The 21,989-nt window shown below is 63.0% G+C and carries 24 protein-coding genes; 21 read left to right on the top strand and 3 right to left on the bottom strand.

Annotation, left to right across the window (positions count from 1 at the left end):
* Nucleotides 1-47: 47 nt before the first annotated feature.
* The 6 genes from lptC (at nt 48) to ptsN (ending at nt 5,302) form a co-directional block, all read left to right on the top strand.
* Nucleotides 48-716 carry an LPS export ABC transporter periplasmic protein LptC gene (gene lptC, locus E4M07_RS06920; protein WP_136657591.1) on the top strand — a complete coding sequence of 223 codons (669 nt, stop codon included), beginning with the start codon at nt 48-50 and terminating at the stop codon, nt 714-716.
* Nucleotides 717-776: 60 nt separating this feature from the next.
* Nucleotides 777-1,301 carry an LptA/OstA family protein gene (locus E4M07_RS06915; RefSeq protein WP_246660386.1) on the top strand — a complete coding sequence of 175 codons (525 nt, stop codon included), beginning with the start codon at nt 777-779 and terminating at the stop codon, nt 1,299-1,301.
* A gap of 130 nt (nt 1,302-1,431) precedes the next feature.
* Nucleotides 1,432-2,259 (top strand): LPS export ABC transporter ATP-binding protein, encoded by an 828-nt coding sequence (gene lptB / locus E4M07_RS06910; protein WP_246660385.1) that lies wholly within the window; start codon nt 1,432-1,434, stop codon nt 2,257-2,259.
* 142 nt (nt 2,260-2,401) lie between these two features.
* Nucleotides 2,402-3,922, top strand: a complete 1,521-nt coding sequence (rpoN, locus tag E4M07_RS06905) for an RNA polymerase factor sigma-54 (protein ID WP_136657589.1) — start codon at nt 2,402-2,404, stop codon at nt 3,920-3,922.
* 269 nt (nt 3,923-4,191) lie between these two features.
* Nucleotides 4,192-4,764 (top strand): ribosome-associated translation inhibitor RaiA, encoded by a 573-nt coding sequence (gene raiA, locus E4M07_RS06900; RefSeq protein WP_136657588.1) that lies wholly within the window; start codon nt 4,192-4,194, stop codon nt 4,762-4,764.
* Nucleotides 4,765-4,837: 73 nt separating this feature from the next.
* Nucleotides 4,838-5,302 (top strand): PTS IIA-like nitrogen regulatory protein PtsN, encoded by a 465-nt coding sequence (gene ptsN, locus E4M07_RS06895; protein ID WP_136657587.1) that lies wholly within the window; start codon nt 4,838-4,840, stop codon nt 5,300-5,302.
* A 67-nt stretch (nt 5,303-5,369) separates the two neighbouring features.
* Here ptsN and E4M07_RS06890 read toward each other — a convergent pair whose 3' ends face one another.
* Both E4M07_RS06890 and E4M07_RS06885 read right to left on the bottom strand, forming a co-directional pair.
* A complete protein-coding gene (locus E4M07_RS06890; protein ID WP_136657586.1) occupies nt 5,370-5,624 on the bottom strand; it encodes a DUF1150 family protein in 255 nt (84 codons plus the stop codon).
* Nucleotides 5,625-5,710: 86 nt separating this feature from the next.
* The gene (locus tag E4M07_RS06885; protein ID WP_136657585.1) at nt 5,711-6,136 is read right to left on the bottom strand and encodes an Hsp20 family protein; all 426 of its coding nucleotides are present in this window, start codon (nt 6,134-6,136) and stop codon (nt 5,711-5,713) included.
* A 149-nt stretch (nt 6,137-6,285) separates the two neighbouring features.
* On the opposite strand from E4M07_RS06885, the gene E4M07_RS06880 reads away from it, so the two are divergent.
* The gene (locus E4M07_RS06880) at nt 6,286-7,239 is read left to right on the top strand and encodes a nucleoside hydrolase (RefSeq protein WP_136657584.1); all 954 of its coding nucleotides are present in this window, start codon (nt 6,286-6,288) and stop codon (nt 7,237-7,239) included.
* A gap of 6 nt (nt 7,240-7,245) precedes the next feature.
* Here the strand turns inward: E4M07_RS06880 and E4M07_RS06875 are convergent, their stop codons facing one another.
* On the bottom strand, nt 7,246-8,151 hold the full coding sequence (locus E4M07_RS06875; RefSeq protein WP_136657583.1) for a ribokinase: 906 nt from the start codon (nt 8,149-8,151) through the stop codon (nt 7,246-7,248).
* Nucleotides 8,152-8,250: 99 nt separating this feature from the next.
* Here E4M07_RS06875 and E4M07_RS06870 point away from each other — a divergent pair, with 99 nt between their 5' ends.
* The 14 genes from E4M07_RS06870 (at nt 8,251) to ybeY (ending at nt 21,984) form a co-directional block, all read left to right on the top strand.
* Nucleotides 8,251-11,085: a [protein-PII] uridylyltransferase gene (locus E4M07_RS06870; protein ID WP_136657582.1), complete on the top strand. Its 2,835-nt coding sequence runs from the start codon at nt 8,251-8,253 to the stop codon at nt 11,083-11,085.
* A complete protein-coding gene (gene murJ / locus E4M07_RS06865) occupies nt 11,082-12,653 on the top strand; it encodes a murein biosynthesis integral membrane protein MurJ (RefSeq protein WP_136657581.1) in 1,572 nt (523 codons plus the stop codon). The genes E4M07_RS06870 and murJ overlap by 4 nt, the downstream gene beginning before the upstream one ends.
* 1 nt (nt 12,654) lies before the next feature.
* Nucleotides 12,655-13,044 (top strand): VOC family protein, encoded by a 390-nt coding sequence (locus tag E4M07_RS06860; RefSeq protein WP_136657580.1) that lies wholly within the window; start codon nt 12,655-12,657, stop codon nt 13,042-13,044.
* Nucleotides 13,045-13,123: 79 nt separating this feature from the next.
* On the top strand, nt 13,124-14,188 hold the full coding sequence (trpS, locus tag E4M07_RS06855; RefSeq protein ID WP_136657579.1) for a tryptophan--tRNA ligase: 1,065 nt from the start codon (nt 13,124-13,126) through the stop codon (nt 14,186-14,188).
* Between the two features lie 77 nt (nt 14,189-14,265).
* Entirely contained in the window at nt 14,266-14,757 is a 492-nt protein-coding gene (locus E4M07_RS06850) for a universal stress protein (RefSeq protein ID WP_136657578.1), read from the top strand.
* A gap of 127 nt (nt 14,758-14,884) precedes the next feature.
* The gene (locus tag E4M07_RS06845) at nt 14,885-15,451 is read left to right on the top strand and encodes a NifU family protein (protein ID WP_136657577.1); all 567 of its coding nucleotides are present in this window, start codon (nt 14,885-14,887) and stop codon (nt 15,449-15,451) included.
* A 27-nt stretch (nt 15,452-15,478) separates the two neighbouring features.
* Nucleotides 15,479-16,324: an alpha/beta hydrolase gene (locus tag E4M07_RS06840; protein WP_169054119.1), complete on the top strand. Its 846-nt coding sequence runs from the start codon at nt 15,479-15,481 to the stop codon at nt 16,322-16,324.
* Nucleotides 16,305-16,985: a tRNA (adenosine(37)-N6)-threonylcarbamoyltransferase complex dimerization subunit type 1 TsaB gene (gene tsaB / locus E4M07_RS06835; RefSeq protein WP_136657575.1), complete on the top strand. Its 681-nt coding sequence runs from the start codon at nt 16,305-16,307 to the stop codon at nt 16,983-16,985. Before E4M07_RS06840 ends, tsaB begins: the two co-directional genes overlap by 20 nt.
* A gap of 47 nt (nt 16,986-17,032) precedes the next feature.
* A complete protein-coding gene (locus E4M07_RS06830) occupies nt 17,033-17,473 on the top strand; it encodes a GNAT family N-acetyltransferase (RefSeq protein ID WP_246660419.1) in 441 nt (146 codons plus the stop codon).
* A 41-nt stretch (nt 17,474-17,514) separates the two neighbouring features.
* Entirely contained in the window at nt 17,515-17,943 is a 429-nt protein-coding gene (locus E4M07_RS06825; protein ID WP_136657573.1) for a Fur family transcriptional regulator, read from the top strand.
* A 53-nt stretch (nt 17,944-17,996) separates the two neighbouring features.
* Nucleotides 17,997-18,800 carry a lysophospholipid acyltransferase family protein gene (locus E4M07_RS06820; protein ID WP_136657572.1) on the top strand — a complete coding sequence of 268 codons (804 nt, stop codon included), beginning with the start codon at nt 17,997-17,999 and terminating at the stop codon, nt 18,798-18,800.
* Nucleotides 18,801-18,980: 180 nt separating this feature from the next.
* On the top strand, nt 18,981-20,405 hold the full coding sequence (gene miaB, locus E4M07_RS06815; RefSeq protein WP_136657571.1) for a tRNA (N6-isopentenyl adenosine(37)-C2)-methylthiotransferase MiaB: 1,425 nt from the start codon (nt 18,981-18,983) through the stop codon (nt 20,403-20,405).
* Nucleotides 20,402-21,460, top strand: a complete 1,059-nt coding sequence (locus tag E4M07_RS06810; RefSeq protein WP_136657570.1) for a PhoH family protein — start codon at nt 20,402-20,404, stop codon at nt 21,458-21,460. The genes miaB and E4M07_RS06810 overlap by 4 nt, the downstream gene beginning before the upstream one ends.
* An 8-nt stretch (nt 21,461-21,468) precedes the next feature.
* Nucleotides 21,469-21,984 (top strand): rRNA maturation RNase YbeY, encoded by a 516-nt coding sequence (ybeY, locus tag E4M07_RS06805; protein ID WP_136657569.1) that lies wholly within the window; start codon nt 21,469-21,471, stop codon nt 21,982-21,984.
* Nucleotides 21,985-21,989 lie beyond the last annotated feature (5 nt).

Here is a 21,989-nt window from a genome sequence, read left to right as displayed (position 1 = left end):
TTGTGTGAGCGTTGGTCGGGAATCCGGCCGGGGGACTACGGGCTTTTATGGGCAATGTGAAGGCAAAACCGGATCGGCGTGATCGGGCCGCGAGCGACTATGCTGCAGCGATCCGGCATTCGCGCCGCGTCAAGATGCTGAAAGTGGCGTTTCCCGCCGCGACGCTTCTTGCGGTCGTGGCATTTGTCGGTTCGACCATGATTTCGCGCGCCCTGCCGGAAGGCGCCACCATCGACAAGGCCGCATTCTCCGGCGGCAAGATCATCATGAGCAATCCGGTCATGACCGGCCAGGTCGGCGAGAACCAGAGCTATTCGGTAGCCGCCAGCCGTGCGGTGCAGGACGTTTCCGCGCCGTCGGTCATCCGGCTCGAGGATATAGTCGCCGACTTTCCGTTCGGCGAATCGGAAACCGCCGTGCTCAGTGCCCTGAGCGGCATCTACAATCGCGACGAGGAAATGCTGACCTTCGATCAGCCTTTTTCGGTGACCACCGAATCGGGCGTGACGGCGGAACTCAACTCGGCCAACATCGATATCCGGGCAGACAGCCTGAAGTCGGACAAACAGGTCAAGATCGAGACGGAAGGGGCGTCGCTCGTTGCGCAGTCGCTGACAATGACCGATAAGGGAGCGACGATCATCTTTGACAATGGTGTTCAAATGACGATCAAACCTGGTGCCGTCCAGTCCGCCGCCGATGCAAGCGGCGGCTGATTCGCGCTATTGACGATGGTATCGCCGATGTGTCCAACGATCCGATCCGGATTGCTCAGCATGTTCCTCGCCGGTGTATTGGCCGCCGCGGCCGTCTCCGCCGTTCCGGCGCAGGACGCGGCAGGCAGCCGTCTTGAGGGGCTGGCCCTGTCGGGCGATCAGCCGATCCAGATCGAAAGCGACCAACTGAAGGTCCAGGACGAGAAGGGCACGGCCACATTCACCGGGAACGTCAAGGTGGTGCAGGGTCAGACCATGATGCAGTCCGGCCACATGACGGTCTACTACGCAAAGGACGGCGGCTCCCCGACGACGGGAACGTCCCGCATCGACCGCATCGATGTCGGCGGCAAGATCTACATCCGGTCCGAGAACCAGGAGGCCACGGCCGATCGCGGCACCTTCAACATGAAGACCGAGGTCGTCGAACTGACCGGCGATCGCGTCATTCTGTCGGAGGGCAACAACGTGTTCGTCGGATGCAAGCTGACGGTTTTCATGAAATCCGGCGAGGCGAAACTGGAAAGCTGCGGAAATCGCGTGCGGATCCAGCTGGACCCGAAATCGAGACAGCGGGGCCAATGAGGCGCGCGGCCCTCGCGCGAACGACATCGGCGAGGTTTTCAGCCTGGAAATCCGATGGTAAATGGATTGCCGTTGGGGATTGCGCTTCACGGCACCATTCCCCACGTTCCTTCTTCTAGGGCAACAGCTATTGGCTAATATTTCGGCGATGTTCAGAGGCAAGACCGACGATGCGGACGCCAAGGCCGGTGTGGCGAAACAAAGCCGGCAGGCGGCGGTCGATGACGACCGCTTTGAAGGCACGCTGATCGCCCGCAATCTGACCAAGACCTACAAGTCACGACGCGTTGTCAACGGCGTGTCCCTGGGCGTTCGCCGCGGCGAGGCGGTGGGGCTTCTCGGGCCGAACGGCGCGGGCAAGACCACCTGTTTCTACATGATCACGGGCCTGGTGCCGGTCGACGAGGGAACGATCCGCATCGACGGCAACGACGTGACCCATATGCCGATGTACCGCCGCGCCCGTCTCGGCGTCGGTTATCTGCCGCAGGAGGCGTCGATCTTTCGCGGCCTGAGCGTTGAAGCCAATATCCGGGCCGTGCTGGAGGTCGTCGAGCCGAAGAAGGACGAGCGGGAGAAGAAACTCGACGAACTGCTGAACGAATTCGGCATCGGGCATCTGCGCAAGGCGCCATCGATATCGCTGTCGGGCGGCGAACGCCGGCGGCTCGAGATCGCCCGCGCGCTCGCATCCGATCCCACATTCATGCTGCTTGACGAGCCGTTTGCCGGCGTCGACCCGATCGCCGTCGCCGATATTCAGGCGCTGGTGCGCCATTTGACCCAGCGCGGCATCGGCGTCCTGATCACCGATCACAACGTCCGCGAAACCCTCAAGCTCATCGATCGCGCCTATATTATCCACACCGGCAAGGTTCTCACCCACGGGCGGCCGAAGGACATCATCGAGAACGCCGACGTGCGCCGGCTGTATCTGGGCGAGGAGTTCAGTCTCTGATCCCGCAAACACGGATCCGGGCGGCCCGCAAATAAATACACCTTGACATTTCCGCGCAATAAGCAATTTTTGGGCCAGTTTTTTGGCCACGGTCACGAATGCGATAAATTTGGGTATTTAAGTCAAGGGTATTTCGGGTTTCATGGCGTTATCCGCTACGCTGCAAACGCGGCAAAATCAGTCGCTTGTCATGACACCGCAGCTCATGCAGTCGATCCGGCTGCTGCAGCTGACCCATTCCGAACTCATGCAGTATGTCGAGCGCGAGATCGAGAAGAACCCGCTGCTCGAGCGCGCCGGCAGCGACGATGCACCGGTCGCCGGTCCTGCGGAGAGCGAGCCGGCAGCGGAGCAGGCCGATGCCGACTGGTTTCGCTCCGAACTGGACGAAAATGGCGGCGAGATATCCGCCCGGCTGGATGCGTCCCAGGAGGACGTGTTCCCCGAGGACAGCGGCGCGGCGGCTCCGGATTCGCCCGAACTTGCCGCGCAATGGAAATCGATGCCGGGCGCGGCCGCGAACGGTACCGACCATTTTCACGACCTGGACGGATTTTCTGCCCGGCCGCCGACATTGCGCGAACATGTGAACGAACAGATTGTCTATTCCTTTCAGAGCGTTGCGGACAGACTGATCGCTGCCGACATCGCCGATCATCTCGACGCGGCGGGGTACGTGAATCTCGATCCCGCAGTCGTTTCCGAGCGGCTCGAAGTGGACATTGCCGCGATCGAAAGGGTCTTGTCGGCCCTTCAGGAGTTCGATCCGCCGGGGCTGTTCGCGCGCTCGCTGTCCGAATGCCTTGCCATCCAGCTGCGCCGCAGGAACCGGCTTGATCCGGCCATGCAGGCGCTGGTCGGTAATCTTGAATTGCTTGCGCGCCGCGACTTCAAGGCCCTGAAACCGCTGTGCGGCGTGGACGAGGCGGACCTTGTCGACATGCTTGCCGAGATCAGGGCGCTCGATCCGAAACCCGGCAACCGCTTCGATTCGGCCCATGTGCACACGATTGTCGCGGATGTGATCGTGCGGCCGTCGGGCGGCGACTGGTCCGTCGAACTCAATCCCGAAACGCTGCCGCGTGTTTTGATCGACCGGACCTATTTCACAAAGATCTCTTCCGATGCCGGCAACAGCGCCGTTGACCGCGACTATCTCAACGAGTGCATGAAAAATGCCAACTGGCTGGCCAGGAGCCTCGACCAGCGTGCCAAGACGATCCTCAAGGTGGCCGGCGAGATTGTATTGCGCCAGAGCGAGTTCCTCGCACGGGGCGTTGAATATCTGCGTCCTTTGACCCTGAAATCGGTTGCCGACGCAATAGGCATGCATGAATCGACGGTCAGCCGCGTAACATCCAACAAATATATGGCGACGCCGCGCGGGATATTCGAACTGAAGTTCTTTTTTACCGCCTCCATCGCCGCGTCCGGCGATGGTGCGGAACACTCCTCGGAGGCCGTGCGGCATCGCATACGACAGATGATCGACGGCGAAAAGCCCGAAAAGGTACTTTCGGACGACGTGATCGTCGGCCTTCTGAAGGGCGAAGGTGTTGATATCGCGCGCCGCACGGTCGCGAAATACCGCGAAGCGATGAATATCGCCTCGTCCGTGCAAAGGCGGCGCGAAAAGAAGGCGCTGGCGCGCGCGGGCCGGTAATTCAAACACCGCTCACCCGGCGTCCGGGTGACGCATTGTGTCGGTCTTGCCGGCATTTCCTGTCCGGCGGTGCATTGACATTTCGGTCGGCTGGCCTTAAAGCCGCCGCGTCCGCGGGCCAGAACAATCGCGGGGTCCGAGAGGTTTCGGACGTTTTGCACAGCCGCGTCCCACAAGCGTCAAATTGAACGCCGTCCGTCTTGGATGGTGTGGCAGACTCGCATAGACTGACAGCAACAGTTAAAAAATAGAAAAAGAAGGGTTGTAGAATGAGCGTACGCGTATCGGGCAAGCACATGGAAATCGGAGAGACTTTCCGTACGCGCATTGAGGACCGCATAGGGGATGCGGTTTCGAAATATTTCGACGGCGGCTACTCAAGCCAGGTGACTGTCGAAAAGTCCGGCTCGCGCTTTTCTACCGACTGTCTTGTGCATCTCGATACCGGCGCGTCGCTGCAGGCGACCGGGCAGGCACAGGAACCACAGGCAAGCTTCGATGCGGCCGCCGAGCGGGTCGAGAAAAGGTTGCGGCGCTACAAGCGCCGGCTGAAGGATCACCACGCGGGCAACCACGCCAACAGCGCCGAAGTGGCCTATCGGGTGATGGATGCGGGCCCGGGCGACGAAGATGAACTTCCTGAGGACTACGCACCGGCCATTGTCGCCGAGTCCTCGAAAGTCGTGAAGACCATGACGGTTGCCAGCGCCGTCATGGCGCTGGATATGACGGACAATCCGGTTCTGGTTTTTCGCAATGCCGGCAACAACGAGGTAAACGTTGTTTATCGTCGAAACGACGGCAATATCGGCTGGATCGATACTGCCGATATCAAGTCTTAGACCCAATTCAGGATTCCGGGCGGCCCGTCACGCCGCCTGCGGTAACGATTATTCGACACTCGAGGAACAGGCAATGTCACTTGCGGATTTGATTGTACAGGACGCAATTCTTCCCGCGCTCAAGATCAATTCGAAAAAACAGCTTCTCCAGGAATTGTCGGCCAAAGCGGCACAGGTGACCGGCCTTTCCGAACGTGAGGTGTTCGATGTGATCTTGCAGCGCGAGCGTCTCGGCTCGACCGGTGTCGGCAACGGCATAGCGATCCCGCACGGCAAGCTGACATCGATCAACAACATCGTTGGCGTTTTTGCGCGTCTGTCCGAGCCGGTGGATTTCGAGGCGCTTGACGATCAGCCGGTTGATCTTGTCTTCCTGCTGTTGGCGCCCGAGGGCGCCGGAGCAGATCATCTCAAGGCGCTGTCGCGCATCGCCCGCGTGCTGCGCGACGGCGACATGGTCACCAAGCTTCGCGAGACGGAATCGGCGGCGGCGATCTATGCCTTCCTGACCGATTCGCCTGCCTCCAACGCCGCCTGAAAAGCCGCGGAAATCCTGTCCGCGGCCCGATACAGTTCAATAATGGGATGGGGTGATGGCGCCCCGGTCAGTGGACGCTGACCGGGCTGATTTCGTCTTCCGCGGCCTTGATATAGGCCGTCGACTGATCGTCGCTTAAAAACAGCGGGGTGCCGTCGGCGCTGAACAGCGCCCAAAGGTCGATGCCGGATTCCATCTTGGGCACGCCCGGAAAGCGCTCCTGAACCTCGTCGGACGTCATTTTGCGGATATAGCCGACCTGGCCGGCGCCCAGATGCGCCAGTTCGTCCTTGCTGATTTGTATCTTGCTCTCAAATGTCATGATCGATTCCTCCTTCGGAAGATCACGCCCGCGCGGTTCGCCGCCGCGGGTGAAAAATAGGCGAAACGGATGTGCCGAACGGTCCGCTATTCGCTGACGGAGATGTTGATCCGCTTTGCCGCCCGCTCCGGTTCCGGCTTGACCAAGTCTATGGCCAGGAGGCCGTTCCTCAGATCGGCATTCAGAACGCGCATGCCGTCCGCTAGCATGAACGTGCGCTGGAACTGACGCGCCGCAATGCCCCGGTGCAGGTATTCGCGGTCTTCCGAATCGACCTGCCGGCCGCGGATGATCAGCTGGTTGTCCTGGACGGTCACCTCGAGATCGGCCTGCGAGAAACCGGCCACCGCGAGCGTTATGCGCAGCGTTTCGGCCTTTGAATCGTCGGCCGCTATGCGTTCGATATTGTAAGGTGGATATCCGTCACTGCCCTTGGCGATGCGCTCAAGGGTCTTTTCCATGGTATCGAAGCCGAGCAAAAGCGGGCTCGAAAAGGGGGTCATGCGCGACATTTTTCCATCCTGTCCTTGTTTTCAAGCGACATGCGGACGGGCCTGATAACCAGCGCCCGTCGCCGCTTTTATATGGGGTTTGAATTTGATTTCGCAACCATATTGCGGTTGCAGCGCACAGGGCGCATAGTTTTGAAATGGATAGGAAAATGGTCGACGACAGCGAAGAACCCATAAAAATTATTATCGATACCGACCCCGGACAGGACGACGCGGTCGCCATCCTGCTGGCGCTCGCCAGTGAACGGCTGGACGTTCTCGGCATAACGGCGGTGGCAGGAAACGTGCCACTCGACCTTACGGAAAAAAATGCACGCAAGATCTGCGAGCTTGCCAGGAAACCCGGCACCCGCGTTTACGCAGGCGCCAAGTCGCCCATGGAACGCCCGCTCGTGACGGCCGAATACGTCCACGGCAAGACCGGGCTTGACGGCCCCAGGCTGCCGGAGCCCGATATGCCCCTGCAGCCGCTGCACGGCGTCGATTTCCTCGTCGAGACGCTGGTCAACGAGCCGGCCGGCGAGATCACCCTTTGCACCCTCGGGCCGCTGACCAATATCGGACTGGCGCTTCAGCAGGCGCCGCAGATCGCCGACAGGATCAAGCAGATCGTCATGATGGGCGGCGGTTTCTTCGAGGGCGGCAACGTGACGCCGGCTGCGGAGTTTAACATTTTCGTGGATCCGGAGGCCGCGCGGGCGGTCTTTGCCTCCGGCATCCCGATCGTCATGATGCCGCTGGACGTCACCCACAAGGTGCTGACGACGCGCAGCCGCCTCGACCGTATCGCCACGATCGGCACCCCCGTCGCGCGGGCCGTCGTCGAGCTGCTCGAGTTCTTCGAGCGCTATGACGAACACAAATACGGCACCGATGGCGGGCCGTTGCACGATCCGACGGTGATCGCCTGGCTGCTCAGGCCCGAGCTGTTTACCGGCCGCTACTGCAATGTCGAGATCGAAACGGAATCACCGCTGACGGAGGGCATGACGGTCATCGACTGGTGGCAGGTGACCGACCGGCCACACAACGCCCTGGTGATCCACGAGGTCGATGCCAACGGCTTTTTCGACCTGCTGTTCGAGCACCTGCAGAAACTCTAAGGCACTCTAGCCGTTCAGGGCCGCCTCGACATCGGACCGGTGCGGAATCGCCGGCTGCGCGCCTGATTTCAGGCAGGCCAGGCTGCCGGCCACCGCGGCGTGCCGCAACGCTGTTTCGAACGGCTCGCCCCTGTCGAGACCGGCAGCCAGGTAACCGCAGAACGTGTCACCCGCCCCCACGGTATCCACCGGATCGACCGGCAGGCTGGCGGCCCGCACCAGCGCACCCTCGCGGGCGGCGATCACGCCGTCGGCGCCAAGCGTCACGATAATCGTCTGACGCGATTTGCGGTGCAGTTCCAGGAGCGCGTCCTCGCGCGCGGATTTGTCCATGCCCTGAGCGCCGGCAAGCCGCTCGAATTCTGTCTCGTTGGCAATGACGATGTCCGCGTCCGCCGCAAGGTCCACGGCGTCGTCCGTCAGCGGCGCGATGTTGAGCACCGAGGCAACGCCGCCTTCGCGGGCCGCCTTCAAAGCGGCTCTCGTTGCCTTTGACGGGATTTCGAGTTGCAGGAGGAGATGATCGCCCGCCGCCATCGCGCCGAGCGCGCGGGCGGCGTCCGTCTCCCCGATTTCGCCGTTGGCGCCAGGGACCACGGCGATCGCATTCTCGCCGCCGCTGTCGACGAGGATCAGCGCCGTGCCGGTCGGCCCCTCGACCGTGCGGACCGCGGAAAGATCGACGCCCGCCGCGGTGAGATGGGCAAGCGCCGGCTCGGCAAAGTGATCGCTGCCGACCGCGCCGACCATGCGCACCGTGCCGCCGCCCCGGCCGGCCGCAAGCGCCTGGTTGGCGCCCTTGCCGCCCGCAGCTGTTGCAAATGCATTTCCGGACACGGTTTCGCCGGGTGCCGGCAGGCGTTGGACGGTGGCGATCAGATCCATATTGATCGATCCAAGCACGGTGATCATGAAGCGGTTTCCTCGCGGCTATTTGCTGTGGTTCTTTCACGGAAAAAGCGCTACAGCAAGGCCATTGACATTCGCGGAACGCATGAACACCGGACCTGCATGACTTCCAAAGACCTGCAATTTGAGAGGATTCTCAATACAGCCGCCCTGCGCGACCGGTGTGATTCTATCGCCGCCACGAACACGGACGCGTCTTCGCAGGAGGCGCGCGGCAAGCTGTTTGCCCTGTTGAAGGAGACGGTGACGGAAGGCCGGCGCACCATTGCCGAAATGCTGCGCGAGGACGGCAGCGGTCTCGATTGCGCCCGCCGCCTTTCGCTGCTCCAGGACGAGGTCATCCGGGCGCTGTTCTCCTACGCCACCACCCACGCCTATCCGGTGCTCAATCCCTCGACTTCCGAGCATTTGGCCCTGGCGGCCGTCGGCGGCTATGGCCGCGGCACGCTGGCGCCGGGATCCGACATCGACCTGCTGATCATCCTGCCCTACAAGGCAACGCCGTGGACGGAGCAGGTGGTCGAATACGTGCTCTACATGCTCTGGGACATGGGCTTCAAGGTCGGCCACGCGACCCGCAACATCGACGAGTGCATCCGCCTTTCGCAAAGCGACATGACGATCCGCACCGCGCTACTGGACGCGCGTTTCATCTGCGGTGCCAAGCAGCTTTACGAGGGCATGGAAAAGCGCTACGACGCGGAGGTCGTGCGCAACAGCGCCCGCGCGTTCATCGCCGCCAAGCTGGCGGAACGCGACGTGCGTCACCAGAAGGCCGGCGATACGCGCTACCTGGTGGAGCCGAACGTCAAGGAAGGCAAGGGCGGGCTGCGTGACCTGCAGACTCTCTTCTGGCTGGTCAAATACTACTACCGCGTCCGAACGTCCCGCGATCTTGTCAAGCTCGGCGTGCTGTCGCGGCGCGAGGCCAAGCGCTTCGAGAAGTCCGCGGATTTTCTCTGGGCGGTCCGCTGCCACATGCACTTCCTGACCGGGAAGGCCGAGGAGCGGCTGTCGTTCGACATCCAGCGCGAGATCGCCGCCGATCTCGGCTATCACGATCACCCGGGCCTGTCCGCCGTCGAGCGCTTCATGAAGCACTATTTCCTCGTCGCCAAGGATGTCGGCGACCTGACCCGCATCCTGTGCGCCGCGCTGGAGGACGAGCAGGCCAAGGAGGCGCCCGGGTTTTCGCGTGTTTTCCGTCGGCTTGCCAACCGCCCGCGCAAGGTTCCCGGCACGCTGGAGTTCCTCCAGGATCACGGCCGCATCACCATCGTCGATCTCGATGTTTTCCGGCGCGATCCGGTCAACATCATCCGGCTCTTTCACCTGGCAGACATCCACGACCTGGAGTTTCACCCGGACGCGCTCAAGCTGGCGACGCGCTCGCTGTCGCTTATCAATGCCGAATTGCGCAGGAACGAGGAGGCGAACCGGCTGTTCCTGTCGATCCTGACATCGCGCCGCCGCCCGGCCCTGATCCTGCGCCGCATGAACGAGGCCGGCGTTCTCGGCCGCTTCATCCCCGAATTCGGCCGCATCGTGTCGATGATGCAGTTCAGCATGTACCATCACTACACGGTCGACGAGCATCTCCTGCGCGCCGTCGAGGTGCTGTCGCGCATCGAGCAGGGGCTGGAGGAAGAGGCGCATCCACTGGCCGTGAGCATTCTGCCCGACATCGAGGACCGCGAGGTGCTCTATGTCGCACTGCTCCTCCATGACATCGCCAAGGGCCGGCCCGAGGACCATTCGGTCGCCGGTGCCGAGGTGGCGCGCAAGCTGTGCCCGCGTTTCGGCTTCACGCCGGAGCAGACGGACACCGTCGCCTGGCTCGTCCGCGAGCATCTGGCAATGTCGATGATCGCCCAGTCGCGCGACCTCCACGACCGCAAGACCATTGAGGATTTCGCCGAGACGGTCCAGTCGCTCGACCGGTTGCGCCTGCTCCTTGTGCTGACCGTCTGCGACATCCGCGCCGTCGGACCGGGCGTGTGGAACGGTTGGAAGGGTCAGCTCCTGCGTACGCTCTATGGCGAAACCGAGCTGATGCTGTCGGGCGGATTTTCAGCCGTTTCCGGGCGGGAGCGGGCCGAGGAAGCGCGCGCGCTGCTCGGCGAGGCGCTTTCCGGCTGGCCGGACGACGAGCGCGAGGACTATCTCAAGCTCCACTACATTCCCTACCTCCTGACCGTCGAACTGGATGACCAGGTCCGCCACGCGGAGTTCATCTGTCGCACCAGCAAGGCAGGCAAGCCGCTCGCCACCATGGTGCGCACGCATTCGTTCCACGCCATCACGGAGATCACCGTCTTCGCGCCCGACCATCCGCGGTTGCTTTCGATCGTCACCGGCGCCTGCGCGGCCGCCGGCGCCAACATCGCCGACGCGCAGGTCTACACCACGGCCGACGGGCGGGCGCTCGATACGATTTTGATCAACCGCGCCTTTGACGAGGACGAGGATGAACTGCGCCGCGCCGAGCGGATCGGCGCCATGATCGAGGCGGTACTGGCCGGCCAGAAACACCTTCCCGAGGTCATTGCCCACCGCACCAAGACCCGCCGCAAATCCCGGCCCTTCACCGTTACGCCCAAGGTCAGCGTCAACAACAACCTGTCGAACTTCTTCACCGTGATCGAACTCGAGGGCCTCGACCGCACCGGCCTTTTGTCGGAAATCACCGAGGTCCTTTCGGATCTGTCGCTGGACATCGCGTCCGCCCATATCACGACGTTCGGCGAGAAGGTCATCGATACCTTCTATGTGACCGACCTTTTCGGCCACAAAATCACCAATGAAAACAGGCACGCCAACATTATTGCGCGGCTGAAGGCCGTGCTCGCGGGCATCGAGGAGGATGTGCGCCACAAGATGCCGCAGGGAATCATCGCCCCGCCGACGGAAAAGAGCAGGCGGGTCAGTCAGAAATGAGCCTGTTCAGGAAATTCGCCAGTGTCGGATCGGCGACCATGGCGAGCCGGGTGCTCGGTTTCGTCCGCGAGGCGCTGATCGCCTTCGCGCTCGGCGCGGGCCCCGTGTCCGATGCCTTCTACGCCGCCTTCCGCTTCCCGAACCTGTTCCGCAGGCTGTTCGCCGAGGGCGCATTCAACTCGGCCTTCATCCCGCTCTTTGCCAAGGAGCTGGAGGGCGGCGGCACGGCGGCGGCCGAGGAATTCGCCCGCCAGGTCCTTTCGGTGCTGCTCTTCATCCTCATCGCTTTGTCCGCCGTGGCGATGATTTTCATGCCGTTCCTGGTCGCCACGGTCATCGCGCGGGAATTCACGCTGATCCCGGAAAAATTCGAGCTGACCGTCTACCTGACGCGGATCATGTTCCCTTACCTCGCGGCCATGTCCCTGGTGGCGATGCTGTCGGGCATCTTGAACTCCTACCGCAAGTTCTTCCTGGCCGCGATCAGCCCGGTGCTGCTCAATATCGTTTTGGTCGGCGTGTTGCTTGTCGCGGTGGGTCGCGGCTTCGAGTCGCGGACGATCGGCATTGCAATGTCCGTCGGTGTCACGGTCTCCGGCCTGCTGCAGTTGGCGCTCCTCTTCTATGGCGTCCGCGCTACCGGCTTTCACATCCGCATCGGCCGCCCGCGCCTGTCGGCGCCGGTCCGGCGGCTTTTGTGGCTGGCGCTTCCGGCCGCCATTACCGGCGGCATCACACAGCTCAACCTGCTGGTCGGCCAGAACATCGTCTCCGGTGAGAACGGTGCCATTTCCATGGTCAACTTCGCCGACAGGATCATTCAGTTGCCGCTTGGCGTCATCGGCATTGCCGTCGGCGTGGTGCTGTTGCCGGAACTGGCGCGCGCGCTCAAGGACGACGACACGCAATCGGTCCACCACCTGCAGAACAGCAGCCTGGAATTCGGGCTCGGCCTGACCGTCCCGGCGGCCGTTGCCCTAGTGATCATCCCCGCCCCGATCGTGGCGCTCTTGTTCGAGCGCGGCGAGTTCACGCGCGAGACAACGCTGATCACGGCCGGCGTGCTTGCCGCCTTCGCCGTCGGCCTGCCGGCCTTCGTCCTCAACAAGATCTTCACGCCGTCCTTCTACGCCCGCGAGAACATGCGCGCGCCCATGTGGTTCGCCGGCGCCAACGCGGCGGTCAATGTCGCCGGCAGCCTGATCCTGTTCCCCCTGATCGGCGTCATGGGCGTTGCCGTCGCGACCTCGGTCGCCGGTTGGGTGAACGTGGCCCTGCTCGGCGGCGCATTGTTCCTTCAGGGGCAGTTCCGCATCGCCGCTATCACCGCCCGGCGCATCGCTCTCATCATTGCCGGCAGCGCGGTCATGGGCGTGGCCCTGCACCTGGCGATGCTGACGATCGGGCCGCTATTGATGGACGGAGGCCTGCTGCTGCGCGTCGCCTTGATGCTTGCCGTCGTCGTCGCCGGCGCCTTCATCTATTTCGCATTCGTGCTGTTCACCGGTGCGATGGACCGCCGGCAGTTGCTGTCGCTGGTTTCGCGCACCCAGAATACGGGAGGCTGAGATGCCGACGATCGCCAACGTCACCCTGCTTGTGCCGAGCTACGACGAGGGCCTCGCCTTCTATGTCGACGCGCTCGGCTTCGATCTGGTCGCGGACACCGATCTCGGTGACGGCAAGCGCTGGGTTCTCGTCCGTCCCGCGGGCGGCAGCGGTCCTGCGCTGCTCCTGGCCGAGCCGGCAAACGAGCGGCAGGCGGCCCGCATCGGCGACCAGACCGGCGGCCGGGTCGGGTTTTTCCTGTTCACCGAGGACTTTGCCGGCGACCACGCGAAGATGACGGACAGGGGCGTCGTCTTCCTCGAGGCGCCGCGCACCGAGAGCTACGGCACGGTCGCGGTGTTCATGGATCCGTTCGGCAACAAATGGGACCTGCTGCAGCCGGCCGGCTGAATTTCCTTGATAACGCGGCGGTGCCGGTGCATAACCCGCCGCGTCATCCAGACTTCGAACACGATTTTCAGGAAAACCCATGTCCGCGTTCAAGCCGCTCGTCTTTTCTGGGGTGCAGCCGACAGGCAATCTCCATCTCGGCAACTATCTGGGCGCCATCCGCAAATTCGTGGCGCTGCAGGAAAGCCACAACTGCATTTACTGCGTTGTCGACCTGCATGCGCTGACGGCACAGCTCGTGCACGACGATCTGGCCGGCCAGACACGCGCGATCACCGCCGCCTTCCTCGCCGCCGGCATCGACCCGAAGGCGCACATCGTCTTCAACCAGAGCCGCGTTCCCGGCCATGCGGAACTGGCCTGGATCTTCAACTGCGTTGCCCGCATCGGCTGGATGAACCGCATGACGCAGTTCAAGGACAAGGCCGGCAAGGACCGCGAGAACGCGTCGCTCGGCCTGCTCGCCTATCCGAGCCTGATGGCCGCCGATATCCTGCTTTACCGCGCCACCCACGTGCCGGTCGGCGACGACCAGAAACAGCATCTGGAACTCACCCGCGACATCGCCCAGAAGTTCAATATCGACTTCTCGGCCCGCATCGCGGAAACCGGCCTCGGCGTCGACATGCTGGTGGGCGAGGAGCGCGTCAACGGCTATTTCCCGCTGACCGAGCCGCTGATCGAGGGCCCCGCGCCGCGTGTCATGAGCCTGCGGGACGGGACCAAGAAAATGTCCAAATCCGACGTTTCGGACCTGTCGCGCATCAACCTGACTGACGACGCCGAAACGATCGCCAAGAAGATCCGCAAGGCGAAGACCGATCCGGAGCCTCTGCCCGGCGATATCGAGGGACTCGAGGGTCGGCCCGAGGCGGAGAACCTCGTCGGCATCTACGCCGCGCTTTCCGACACGACGCGCGAGGCGGTGATCGCCGAGTTCGGCGGCCAGCAGTTCTCGGCCTTCAAGCCGGCGCTGGCCGAGCTTGCCATCAGCGTCATGTCGCCGATCAACGAGGAGATGCGCCGCCTCATGGACGATCCGTCCTACATAGACAGCGTGCTTCAGGACGGCGGCGAACGGGCCGGTGCCATTGCCGACAAGACCATGAAAGAAGTCAAGGAAATCATCGGTCTGCTTGGCTGAATCGCCGAAACGGACGGCTGGGGAGCCCGGCAAAGTAACGCTTGCCCAGCCGCGAGGCGAATGGCAAACTCCGCACCATGGTATCGAAGCGACTGTCCAGGGAAGAAGGTCACCGCCGCAAGTTCTTGGCGGTGATCGACGATACGCCCGAATGCGAGCGCGCCGTGCACTACGCGGCCTCCCGGGCCAAGCGTACCAATGGCGTGCTGGTGCTGATCTTCGTTATCGAGCCCGGCGATTTCCAGCACTGGCTGGGCGTCGAGGAGATCATGAAGGCGGAGGCGCGCGAGGAAGCCGACGCGGCGCTGGAGCGTTTCGCGGCGCAGGTGCGTGAAACGGTCGGCATCGAGCCAGAGCTCAAGATCCGTTCCGGAAAGACGACGGACGAGATCCACGCCCTTATCGAGGAAGATCAGGACATCGCCATCCTGGTGCTGGCCTCCGGTTCGGCGAAGGAAGGGCCGGGTCCGCTGGTGTCGTCGATTGCCGGACGCGGCGCCGCCTTTCCGATTCCGGTAACGGTGATTCCCGACGCCCTGAGCGACCAGGATATCGAAGCGCTCAGCTGACGGGCGCCGACACTGGTGAACCGGCCAGAGCCCCGGCGCTTGAAGTCGCCCGTTATGTGCCTTATTTTCCAACCAGATTTCAGGCGGTTCGCACGCGTGGCCGCGCCGCCGCCAAGGAGCACTTTTCATGTTTATCCAGACCGAAGCCACACCCAATCCGGCGACCTTGAAATTCTTGCCTGGCAAGGTGGTTTTTGAAGGCGGATCCGCCGATTTCCGTGATGCGGAGAGCGCAGCCGAGGCCTCGCCGCTGGCCGAGAGGCTCTTCGCCATACAGGGCGTCACCGGCGTATTCTTCGGCTATGATTTCATCACCGTGACCAAGGACGGTGCCGAGTGGCAGCATTTGAAGCCGGCGATCCTCGGAACCATCATGGAACACTTCATGTCGGGCGCGCCGGTCATGAACAGCGCCGCCGCCGATTCGGGTTTCGATGATGAAGGCGAGTTCTATGACGAGGCCGACGAACCGATCGTTGCCACGATCAAGGAACTTCTGGATACCCGTGTCCGGCCGGCCGTCGCCCAGGACGGCGGCGACATCACGTTCAAGGGATACCGCGACGGCCGCGTGTTCCTGCACATGAAGGGCGCCTGTGCCGGTTGCCCCTCGTCCACGGCGACGCTCAAGCACGGCATCCAGAACCTGCTGCGCCATTTCATTCCGGAAGTTCAGGAAGTTGAGGCGGTCTGACGGTCCCGTCCCACGATGAATCCGGGCATGGATGATCCTGCAAACGACAACGGGCCGCGGCAGCTGACGCTGGACATTGGCGGCGAACGCATATTCGTTGCCGACAGCGGCGGCGATCTGCCGGCTATCCTGTTCGTTCACGGCACGATGATGGACGGAACCGTCTGGCACAAGCAGGTGGCGGAACTCAGCCGCCGTTACCGCTGTGTTTGCCCGGATCTGCGCGGCCACGGCCGCTCCACCGCAGCATCCCCCGATATCAGTTTCGAGGACCATTGCGACGACCTCGCCGAACTGGCCGACCGCCTCGCGCTCAAGGACGTAACGCTGGTCGGCTGGTCCATGGGCGGCTGCATCACGCAGGTCTTTGTCACCCGGTATCCGGGCAGGGCGGCGCGCCTCGTTCTCGTGGACACGATCCCGCAGCGGCTTTCCGACGACCGGTTTCCCTATGGCCAGGATGCCGAAAGCACTCCGAAAACCAGGCATGCCCTCGAAACGGACTTCGTCGCGACGGCGAGGGGCTTCGGCAAGCGCATCGCGCCGGAAGACGAAGCCGTGGCAGCCTATATCTCGGATCTCGCCTCCAAGGCGCGCCAGGATGTCACCATCAACGATTACGTCAGCACCGATGCCCGATCGCAGATCGATCTTCTGCCCGAAATAACGCTCCCGACGACGATTATCTGCGGTGAAAAAGACCTCGTCTGCAAACCGGGCGCCAGCACCTTCATGGCCGAGCATATTCCCGGCTGCACCGGCGGCGTATCCGTCATCGCGGGCGCCGGCCATGCGCCGTTCCTGACCCGTCCCGGAGAATTCAACGCCCTCTTGCGCGAAGCGATCGACGCCGATGATCACGCTGGCGATTGACACATCTGCGCGACTTTGCGCGGCCTGCGTCTACGACGCGGCGAATTCCGCTGTGCTCGGAAGGGCCGTCGAGGATATCGGCCGCGGCCACGCGGAACGCCTGTTTCCGGTCATCGGGGCGGCGCTGCACGAGGCCGGCGTTTCCTACCGCGATCTGCGGCGCCTCGGCGTTTCCGTCGGCCCCGGCTCCTTCACCGGTGTGCGGGTTGGCGTATCTGCGATGCGCGGACTGGCGCTTGCCCTTTCGTGTCCGATCGTGGGCATCACCGCTTTCGAGGCGCTGATCCTGGACGTACCGAAGGGGCGTCCGGTCCTGATCATTCAAGATGCCAGGCGCGGCGAGGTCTTCGTGCAGCTTTTCGATGACGAGGGACGGGCGGCAAACGCGCCGGCCGCCTTGTCTTTCGAGGCCGCCGCGGCCCTTGCACAATCGGCCGGGGCGGGCCTGTACGGCTCCGGCGCGCCGCTTGTCGCCGACACCGCCAACGGTGCCGACCTCGAGATTCTGGGTGACGTCGCGGCCGCCGATATCGCCAGCTACGCGCGATGCGCGGCCTCCAAGCCGCCTGCCGGTGAGGCGCCCAAGCCGCTTTATCTGAGAGCCGCCGATGCCAAGCCGCAGGCCGGATTCGCGTTGCCGCGCAAGGTGCCGGCGCCATGACCGCGGCTTCGCTGTTCCGCCGCAGTGGCGGTTTCGAGATCGTACAGATGACCGCGGCGGACTGCGCCGAGGCGGCGGCCCTGCACGGAACCGGCTTCTCGCGCGCCTGGACCGATGGCGAGATCGGCGCCCTTCTGGCGCAGGAGCCGGTTTTCGGCTTCATGGCGCGTCGGCCCGGCAAACGCGCGCGGCCCGGCGGTTTCGTCCTGGCGCGCCTTGTCGAGGGCGAAGCCGAAATCCTGACGATTGCCGTGCGGCCCAAGCATCGCCAGTCGGGGATCGGCTGGCGGCTGATGGGTGCGGTGCTGCGGCACCTGCGATCGGAGGGTGCGCAAAGACTCTTCCTTGAAGTTGACGAGGGCAACGACGCCGCCCTCGCCCTTTACCGGAAAATCGGATTTTCGAAAGTGGCCGAGCGGGCCGCCTACTACAACGATGGCGGTGGAGCGAAGTCCGCCGCGCTTGTCATGCGGCTCGATCTTGGGTAGGCCAGTCCGTAAAATGCGAACGGACGGCTGTGAGGTGGCGCGTGGCAGATGAAGTAAAGACCCTGGAGCAGCAATGCGTCGAGCGCGGCATGCGCATGACGGAGCAAAGACGCGTCATTGCCCGGGTGCTGGAAAGTTCCGCCGACCACCCGGATGTCGAGGAGCTCTATCGCCGTTCTGCCGAAGTTGATCCGAATATCTCGATCTCGACGGTCTATCGGACCGTGAAGCTGTTCGAGGATACGGGCATCATCGAGCGCCACGATTTCCGCGACGGCCGCTCGCGCTACGAGACGGTTCCCGATGAGCACCATGACCATCTCATCGATCTCAAGAGCGGCAGGGTGATCGAGTTCCAGTCGGAGGAAATCGAGGCGCTGCAGGAAAAAATCGCACGCAAATACGGTTTCCGGCTGGTCGATCACCGTCTCGAGCTTTACGGAATACCGCTCGACAAGACGAAAGACTGATCCGCAATGATGATTCGCTGCAACACCGGGTGCCGTGAGGGCCGCCGCCGCTGATGATCGCGTGGATCCGCATAGTCATTGTCCTGGTGCTTGTCGTCCTGTGGACGCTCCTTCTGTTGCCCGTCCAGTTGACATCCAACCGCTTCAACTGGCGGCTGTCCTGGTATCTCCCGCGCTGGTGGCACCGCGTTGCCGCACGGCTGATGGGTCTGCGTGTCATCACGCACGGCGAACTCGACACGCACCGCCCGCTGCTGATTGCCGCCAACCACAGCAGCTGGAAGGACATCGTGGTGCTTTCCTCCGTCGCGGACGTCGTCTTCATCGCCAAGTCCGAGGTCCGGGACTGGCCGATTTTCGGCTGGCTGGCCCGGTGGCAGCGCACCGTCTTCATAGAGCGGGAACGACGGCGTCAGACCGGGGAGCAGGTCAACGAGGTCGCCAGGCGCCTCGCCGATGGCGAGATCGTTGTGCTTTTCGCCGAGGGCACAACCTCGGACGGCAACCGGATACTGGAGTTCAAGAGTTCGCTCTTCGGTGCCGCCGCTTCGGCGCTTGAGGCTTCGCCGACCGGCAGCGTCTCGATCCAGCCGGTCGCGATTGCCTATACGCATGCCAACGGCGTGCCGCTCGGCCGCTACGGCCGGCCGCTGGCGGCCTGGCCGGGCGATACCGAGCTGTCGCCGCACCTGAAGGGCGTTCTCAAGGAGGGCGCCTTCGATGTTCAGGTGTGCTTTGGCGAGCCGGTGAAATACGGCGTGAACAGCAACCGCAAGCAGGTGACGCGCGAGATCGAGGGCCAGGTCCGCAGGATGCACCAGGAGCAGCTCTACGGGGGCGGGGCGGCGGCGAACTAGGCCGGGCTGCCGCGTCCACGGGTTCCGCCGATCGCTGATTCTAAGGCCCTCGCAACCGGTTTTGGCTTGACTCTGCATGAAACAGCCGCGATTGCGTGTCCGGAACACTATATATTTGGCTGGATCGCGCGTATGAAGCCCGATCGGACTCGGCCACCGGCATCGGCAAACGGATATTGAATGCAGATTGACGCACAGAAGGACGAATCGTCCGCCGCCTATGCGGATACGGCATCGAAAGCCCGCAAGGTCTTCGTCAAGACCTATGGCTGCCAGATGAACGTCTATGATTCGGAGCGCATGGCCGATGCGCTGGCCAGCGACGGCTACCGGGTGACCGACAATCCCGAGGACGCCGATCTGCTGCTTCTCAACACCTGCCATATCCGCGAAAAGGCTGCCGAAAAGGTGTATTCGGAACTCGGCCGTATCCGTCAGCTCAAGGAGGCGCGCGCCGCCAACGGCGAGGACCTGATGGTCGGTGTCGCCGGCTGCGTTGCCCAGGCGGAGGGTCAGGAGATCATCCGCCGTGCGCCGGTCGTCGACCTGGTCATCGGCCCGCAAACCTATCACCGTCTGCCCGAGGCGCTGGCAAGGGCGCGCGGCGGCGAGAAGGTGGTCGAGACGGACTATGCGATCGAGGATAAGTTCGAGCACCTGCCGAGGCCGGAAAAGGAGGTCATAGCCGCGCGCGGCGTGACCGCGTTTCTCACCGTCCAGGAGGGTTGCGACAAGTTCTGCACATTCTGTGTGGTGCCTTACACCCGTGGATCGGAAGTCTCGCGCCCGGTCGGGCAGATCGTCCGCGAGGCCGAGAACCTTGTTTCCGCAGGCGTCCGCGAGATCACGCTTCTGGGACAGAACGTCAATGCCTGGCACGGCGCCGGGCCGGACGGCCGTGAATGGGGGCTTGGAGAACTGCTCCGGCGTCTGTCCGATATCGATGGCCTGGAGCGCCTGCGCTACACGACGAGCCATCCGCGCGACATGGACGACGCCCTGATCGCGGCGCATCGCGATCTTGAAAAGCTGATGCCCTATCTGCACCTGCCCGTCCAGGCCGGTTCGGACAGCGTGCTCAAGGCCATGAACAGGCGGCACACGGCGCAGGATTATCTGCGCCTTGTCGACCGCATCCGCGCGGCCCGCCCCGATATCGCACTATCAGGCGACTTCATTGTCGGCTTTCCGGGTGAAAGCGACGCCGATTTCGAGGCAACGCTGCAGCTTGTGGAAAAAGTGCGTTACGCACAGGCTTTCTCTTTCAAGTATTCGCCGCGACCCGGCACGCCGGGCGCCGAACGGGACGACCAGGTGCCTGAGGATGTGAAATCGAAACGGCTCGATCGCCTGCAGGCACTGTTGCGCAAGCACCAGTCCGAGTTCGCCGATAGCTGTATCGGCACGGAAATCGACCTGCTGCTCGAAAAGCCGGGGCGCCTTGCCGGACAGCTGATCGGACGTTCGCCCTGGCTTCAGCCGGTGATAGTTGATGCAAATCCGTCGCAAATCGGTGAAATTATACGTGTGAGAATCACACGGGCTGGAGCGAACGCGCTTTTTGCCGATAAAATACAGGGCGAATCCGGGAGTTCGACCATTTGAGCAAAACCGCGGCGATCAAGAAGAAATCCGGCGCCAGCAAGTCCGGAGCCTCTGATACGACCCATATCGTCCTGACCTTTGAGAACAATCGCCTCGCCAGCGAACTGTTCGGCCAGTTTGACCAGAATCTCGCACTGATCGAGCAGAAGCTCGGGGTCGACGCGCGTGCGCGCGGCAACCAGGTGTCGATTCAGGGCGACGAAACGGCGATCAATCAGGCGCGCCGGGCCCTGGACTATCTCTATGACCGTCTGCAGGACGGCGAGGAGGTCCAGGCCTCCGACGTCGAGGGCGCCTTGCGCATGGCAGTCGCGGCGGACGATCAGTTGACGCTGCCGACCATGGAAAACAAAGGCAAGATGGCATTCGCCCAGGTTGCGACACGCAAGAAGACAATCACCGCCCGCACGCCCAATCAGGACGCCTATATCCGCGCCATGGACCGCGCCGAGCTGCTGTTCGGCATCGGACCGGCCGGAACCGGCAAGACCTATCTGGCGGTCGCCCATGCGGCACAGCTTCTCGAACGCGGCCTCATCGAGAAGATCATCCTTTCGCGCCCGGCCGTCGAAGCAGGCGAACGGCTCGGATACCTGCCGGGCGACATGAAGGAAAAGGTCGATCCGTATCTGCGCCCTCTCTACGACGCGCTCTACGACATGATCCCGGGCGAGAAGGTCGAGCGCGCCATCACCGCCGGTGTCATCGAGATCGCACCGCTGGCCTTCATGCGCGGCCGCACGCTCGCCAACGCCGCCGTCATCCTCGACGAGGCGCAGAATACCACCTCCATGCAGATGAAGATGTTCCTGACGCGGCTGGGCGAGAACGCTCGCATGATCGTCACCGGCGATCCGAGCCAGATCGATCTTCCGCGCGGCGTCAAGTCGGGCCTGGTCGAGGCGCTGCACATCCTGCGCGGTGTCGAGGGCGTCATCACCGTGCGGTTCCGCGATACCGATGTCGTGCGCCATCCGCTGGTCGCAAGGATCGTCGCCGCCTATGACGCTGAAAACGCCGTGATCGCCGACAGCGACCAGTCCGGGGCCGAGTGAACCGGACCATGCCGGCGGGCAGCACCATAGACATCCAGATTGCCGTCGAAGCGCCGGGCTGGCCGGACAAGGGCGAACTCGAGGCGCGGTGCGGGACCGTGATTTCGACGGCTGCCGGTTATCTGGCGCGCCATGCGGGCCAGCCCTTTCCCGATTCGGGATGTGAGCTGTCGCTGCTGTTTGCCGACGACCGGGCCGTCCGCGAAATCAACAATCAGTGGCGCGCGCAGGACAAGCCGACGAATGTCCTGTCCTTTCCGGCGACACCGCTGGAACCCGGGCAGATGCCGGGGCCGATGCTCGGCGACGTGCTGTTCGCGCGTGAAACTGTGGCCCGCGAGTCGCAGGCGATGGATATCCCTTTCGATAACCATCTGACACATTTGCTCGTGCATGGATTTTTGCATCTGTTAGGATATGATCACATCGACGATGACGATGCTGAGGCAATGGAAGCCCTTGAGACTCGCATTTTGGCGGCCCTCGACCTATCTGACCCCTATGAAAACACATTTCCAGCCTGACGAGA

Source organism: Nitratireductor sp. XY-223 (assembly GCF_004959855.1).
Taxonomy (GTDB): domain Bacteria; phylum Pseudomonadota; class Alphaproteobacteria; order Rhizobiales; family Rhizobiaceae; genus Hoeflea_A.
Note: the sequence above shows the minus strand (reverse complement) of the source record. Positions and strands in the feature narration are given on the sequence as shown.

Coding starts and splice junctions, on each gene's coding strand:
- lptC (WP_136657591.1), top strand. CDS start 48: ATGGGCAATGTGAAGGCAAAACCGGATCGGCGTGATCGGGCCGCGAGC.
- E4M07_RS06915 (WP_246660386.1), top strand. CDS start 777: ATGTTCCTCGCCGGTGTATTGGCCGCCGCGGCCGTCTCCGCCGTTCCG.
- rpoN (WP_136657589.1), top strand. CDS start 2,402: ATGGCGTTATCCGCTACGCTGCAAACGCGGCAAAATCAGTCGCTTGTC.
- raiA (WP_136657588.1), top strand. CDS start 4,192: ATGAGCGTACGCGTATCGGGCAAGCACATGGAAATCGGAGAGACTTTC.
- ptsN (WP_136657587.1), top strand. CDS start 4,838: ATGTCACTTGCGGATTTGATTGTACAGGACGCAATTCTTCCCGCGCTC.
- E4M07_RS06890 (WP_136657586.1), bottom strand. CDS start 5,624: ATGACATTTGAGAGCAAGATACAAATCAGCAAGGACGAACTGGCGCAT.
- E4M07_RS06885 (WP_136657585.1), bottom strand. CDS start 6,136: ATGTCGCGCATGACCCCCTTTTCGAGCCCGCTTTTGCTCGGCTTCGAT.
- E4M07_RS06880 (WP_136657584.1), top strand. CDS start 6,286: ATGGTCGACGACAGCGAAGAACCCATAAAAATTATTATCGATACCGAC.
- E4M07_RS06875 (WP_136657583.1), bottom strand. CDS start 8,151: ATGATCACCGTGCTTGGATCGATCAATATGGATCTGATCGCCACCGTC.
- E4M07_RS06870 (WP_136657582.1), top strand. CDS start 8,251: ATGACTTCCAAAGACCTGCAATTTGAGAGGATTCTCAATACAGCCGCC.
- murJ (WP_136657581.1), top strand. CDS start 11,082: ATGAGCCTGTTCAGGAAATTCGCCAGTGTCGGATCGGCGACCATGGCG.
- E4M07_RS06860 (WP_136657580.1), top strand. CDS start 12,655: ATGCCGACGATCGCCAACGTCACCCTGCTTGTGCCGAGCTACGACGAG.
- trpS (WP_136657579.1), top strand. CDS start 13,124: ATGTCCGCGTTCAAGCCGCTCGTCTTTTCTGGGGTGCAGCCGACAGGC.
- E4M07_RS06850 (WP_136657578.1), top strand. CDS start 14,266: ATGGTATCGAAGCGACTGTCCAGGGAAGAAGGTCACCGCCGCAAGTTC.
- E4M07_RS06845 (WP_136657577.1), top strand. CDS start 14,885: ATGTTTATCCAGACCGAAGCCACACCCAATCCGGCGACCTTGAAATTC.
- E4M07_RS06840 (WP_169054119.1), top strand. CDS start 15,479: ATGGATGATCCTGCAAACGACAACGGGCCGCGGCAGCTGACGCTGGAC.
- tsaB (WP_136657575.1), top strand. CDS start 16,305: ATGATCACGCTGGCGATTGACACATCTGCGCGACTTTGCGCGGCCTGC.
- E4M07_RS06830 (WP_246660419.1), top strand. CDS start 17,033: ATGACCGCGGCGGACTGCGCCGAGGCGGCGGCCCTGCACGGAACCGGC.
- E4M07_RS06820 (WP_136657572.1), top strand. CDS start 17,997: ATGATCGCGTGGATCCGCATAGTCATTGTCCTGGTGCTTGTCGTCCTG.
- miaB (WP_136657571.1), top strand. CDS start 18,981: ATGCAGATTGACGCACAGAAGGACGAATCGTCCGCCGCCTATGCGGAT.
- ybeY (WP_136657569.1), top strand. CDS start 21,469: ATGCCGGCGGGCAGCACCATAGACATCCAGATTGCCGTCGAAGCGCCG.